Genomic DNA, 4,330 nt, shown 5'->3' with positions numbered 1-4,330 from the left:
TGCCTAATGTAGAAAGCTGCTTTTATTTATATGTTTCAAAAAATAGTTGCAGTTCCAAAGAAGCTGATTATTTTGCTGCTGCTGCAATATCGGCCTCGATAAAAATACAGTAATGGTTAATGACTTAGAAGATCCATCTATTATTGGTCGGGCCGATCATACAGCTACTTCATTGACATTTGAGAATGAACTTAAGAAACTAGGATATAAGAATATTCGGCATTATGTTAGTAAATCTCTAGTACAGTATGGACAAATAAATTCGTCAAAAATCGGTAATAAAGATTTTTGGATTGCACAATATTTATATAATCCAGATCCAATTTGTGAAACGGCAATAGCAAATAAGACCTATGGTGCTTGGCAATGGTCACCACAATTATTAATTTCTGGTATTAATGGCTATTTTGATATTTCTGCTGACTTTACTGGAATATTTACTAAGGTAAATTCAGAAAATCCAGGTCCCTGGTTATCAAAAAGTGGCTATGCTACGGTTACTAAAAAGGTAAACACGTGGAGTGGCTTTAATTGGGGAACAAAACTATCTGCTGATCAGGCTTACCAGCAAACATATAAGATAAATGGTATGTATCACCATAGCAATGGAAAAACTTACTATTCATTATATGATGATCAAGGTATATGGCAAGGTTATATTGACTCATTGGCCGTTACGTTATCAGATAATCCTCAACGAACATGGTTATCGCATAATGGCTATGGAACGGTTATAAAAAGGGTTGATACGTTAAGCAACTTTAGTAACGGTGTAAAAGTATCCGCGAACGATGTATATCAACAAACCCTTAAAGTAACTGGCGTTTATCATCATGTTAATGGAACTACGTATTATTCTCTTTATGATGAACAAAATAAATGGAACGGTTATATCGGTGCAGAGTCAGTTAAATTAACCACCGGTGCACAGGGTGCGTGGCTATCAAAGAGTGGTCATGTCACAGTAAGTAAAGCTGATTACGATATTTTAAGCGGGTTTAATGGGAATTGTAGGTTCCCAGCAAGAAGCGTGTATCAACATACTTATAAGGTAAATGGTATGTATCATCATATTAATGGTTTGACATATTACTCCCTTTATAATGATAAGAATGTTTGGCAAGGGTATATAAATGCCGAAGCAGTATCAGTATCCTCAAATTCGCAGGGCCCCTGGCTATCCAAATCAGGATATGCAACAGTTACTAAAAAAACAAATACTTGGGGTAGTTTTAACTGGAGTGTTAAGCTATTGTCCACTCAGTCCTATCATCACACATTTAAAATAAATGGCATGTATCATCACAGCAATGGTCTCACGTATTATTCTCTTTATGATGATAAAGGTGTATGGCAGGGATATATTGATTCATCAGCTGTAACGCTATCTGATAATGCGCAAGGCGTATGGTTATCGCAAAGTGGGTATGGGACTATTGTAAAAAAAGTTGGAACATCAAGCAACTTCGATGGTAATAGTAAGCTATCATCCGATCAAGTGTATCAACATACTTTTAAAACAACGGGTGTTTATTATCATGTTAATGGCACCACGTACTATTCACTATATGACGAAAAAAATAAGTGGTATGGCTATGTTGATTCAGATTCGTTAGTATTAACAACTGCAGCTCAAGGTAAATGGTTATCAAAGAGTGGTTATTGCACAGTGGTTAAGAAAAATTATAATACTTGGAGTAGCTTTAATTGGAATGTTAAATTATCGTCAAGTAGTAATTATCAACAGACTTATAAAGTGAATGGTATGTATCATCATATTAATGGGGAAACATACTACTCCCTTTATAATGATAATGATGTATGGCAAGGCTATATAAATGCTGAGGCTGTTTCTTTTAGTAAATGATAATTAACGACAACTGAATTTATGCAATTCATGGTTATTACAATTAAGCGAATAAAATAAGAGGTTTTTGTCAAATTGTATTGGTGAATATCTATATAAGCGCATCCATTTTGTTGGATGTGTTTTTTAATTATAAATTAAGATAATGCGGACAAAAATTGTGCAGATTTCGAAAACCATAACAGTTACACTTTAACGTTGTTATTTTTTCGTTTTATTTCTTCAAGTGATTCTTTTGAGAAAGGATAGAGATAATTATTAGCAATAGTACTGCTGTTTTTTCTTAACGTTTTGAGGATGTATTTATTTGGACTAATTGTGGCTTATTAAATCATTTATTTTTATAGAATCCCTTGTGATTCCTTATGCGAACAGCAGTTAAAATTTCTTGGTAGGTTTCATAAGCAATCTGAAATTCTAGATTGAACTAATGTTAACTTAATCGCGTTTTGTTAGATCATATATTCGTTAATATCAAATAAATGGTTGACTTTATTGGTATTAAGATTAGCTTTTTTAACCTGAATCAGTTGTTTTTTGTGCTAAATAAACTCGTTTTTTATCTAGAGCTCTTCCAGCAAATCGGATAATATAGAGACGGTTAATAATATTAACTAAATTAGGAAATAATTGATAATAAAGCTTACACAAGCGGCGGTTATATCACAATGACAACAGGTTGGGCAGTGGTTCATGATACAAGCAAAAAATAATTCTCAAAGTAGTAAATAATGTGTTTGTTTAATCGATCAGAATGCCTCACAATAATTAAAAAACATTAAATTATAGCAAAAACGAAATTCATCAGAACCAAGTTGCTCTGATGAATTTTTGATTCGATAGGGCTGGTTGGAAAAACTTATTTTTAGTCGATATAAATACTTGTGGTTAAATATTATTTGAAAAAGGTGCGTTGGCCTGAACAATATCAGTTAATGCTCCGCACATTTATGGTATAAATAGTGTTGTTTATTTAGATCTAATTGATAGTGACCACCATTCAAAATGCCAAGACTTAAGTACTTACCATTTTTGATTAATGTTTTAAAATTGCAATATGGACATTGCACAGGATTATTGATTAAATCTGCGTTAATCATGTGGATATGAAAGCCCGGTAGGACCTCTTTTTGTAGAAATATTAGCAACAATGATATTTTTATCTGTAATTTTGAATACACTTAGGGTTAAATTTTTTTAGGACATCTGGCTACCTCGTTTCGATTTAGCTTAGCGATTAAATCGTGATATGGAGAGGACAGATTACCCTTTTTAATTGGTGAAAAACACAAAAATAGTATTGGTTGGGTTACCAATGCTAGAAAGTATAGATCATAAATAACAGAACTAAGTTAATATAAATGTAAAATAAACGTAATAAACTAACAATGGAATACTTAAGAAAAAGTTATAAAATGGATTTATGGGTTTCTAAAAGAATGACGAAAAGGTAAGGGATAAAATTTTGGGAAAAGTTTCTAAATCATTGTTAGTTCTTGGTGTCTTAGCCTCGATTTCGGCACCAGTACAGCCACTTTTAGCGGCTACCAATACTTCAAGTGAAAATGAAAACAGTGCGGCGGAAAATTCAGAGTCAACGACTAAAATGGTTTCCGGTTCAAGTGTGGAATTAAGTAGTTCAAGTAGCAGTATTAGCACATCTAGTTCAAGCGCAAATGCTAGTACTAGTTCAAGTGATAATTCAACTACAGGTATCAGTTCAAGTACCAAGGTGGAGTCAAGTTCGACTTCGGATTCAACTACCAGTTCAACTGAGGACGCAAAACAACCATCAACTGGTACCACTGATGAAGTTAAGAACGAAGATGCCCTAAAAGCAAATAGTCTCTTTGGACCAGGTTACTATCCAGAGGATTTTCAAAAGAAAATATCATTTAGAAGTGGTCGTAACCCCTTTATAAGAAATACAACCAGTTTTCTTGGTGGAATAAAGAATGGTTTGCAATCAGGTTGGAATAAACATGGTGTTTTACCATCAGTTTCAGCAGCACAAGCCATTCTAGAAAGTGGTTGGGGTCAATCAAGACTAGCAATTGATGGTAAAAATCTTTTTGGCATCAAAGGTGACTACAATGGTGATTATGTTGTCATGCCAACTCAAGAGTACGTTAATGGGTGTTGGATTACAATTAACGCTGCTTTTAGAAAGTATCCAACATGGAATGAAAGTGTTGAAGATCATGGCTATTTTCTAGCTGTTAATCCACGTTACAACAACTTAATTGGGGAAACAGATTATAGAAAAGTAACAAAATATCTCCAACAAGATGGTTATGCAACAGCACCAAATTACTCAGCTTATCTCAATCAATTAATTCAAACATACAATCTAACGTCATACGATACACATCGCTACTTGTCTATAGTAAGTCAAAAAGTTGTTAACTATGGTGGTTTGATTAAGCAAAATAATCGTAATGATGGCATGTATCTAAATGGTCC

2 protein-coding genes are annotated in these 4,330 nt (G+C 33.6%); both read left to right on the top strand.

All coding sequences use genetic code 11. From position 1 onward, the window contains the following. The first annotated feature begins 88 nt into the window (after positions 1 to 88). A complete protein-coding gene (locus tag FC84_RS08260) occupies positions 89 to 1,867 on the top strand; it encodes a glycoside hydrolase family 25 domain-containing protein (protein ID WP_338043430.1) in 1,779 nt (592 codons plus the stop codon). A 1,465-nt stretch (positions 1,868 to 3,332) separates the two neighbouring features. Beyond that, positions 3,333 to 4,330 (top strand): glycoside hydrolase family 73 protein (locus FC84_RS08255; protein ID WP_236697764.1); only part of this gene is annotated, 998 nt, incomplete at its 3' end.

Source organism: Lapidilactobacillus dextrinicus DSM 20335 (assembly GCF_001436095.1).
GTDB classification, from domain to species: Bacteria; Bacillota; Bacilli; order Lactobacillales; family Lactobacillaceae; genus Lapidilactobacillus; species Lapidilactobacillus dextrinicus.
This window is presented reverse-complemented; position numbering and strand designations above follow the sequence as displayed.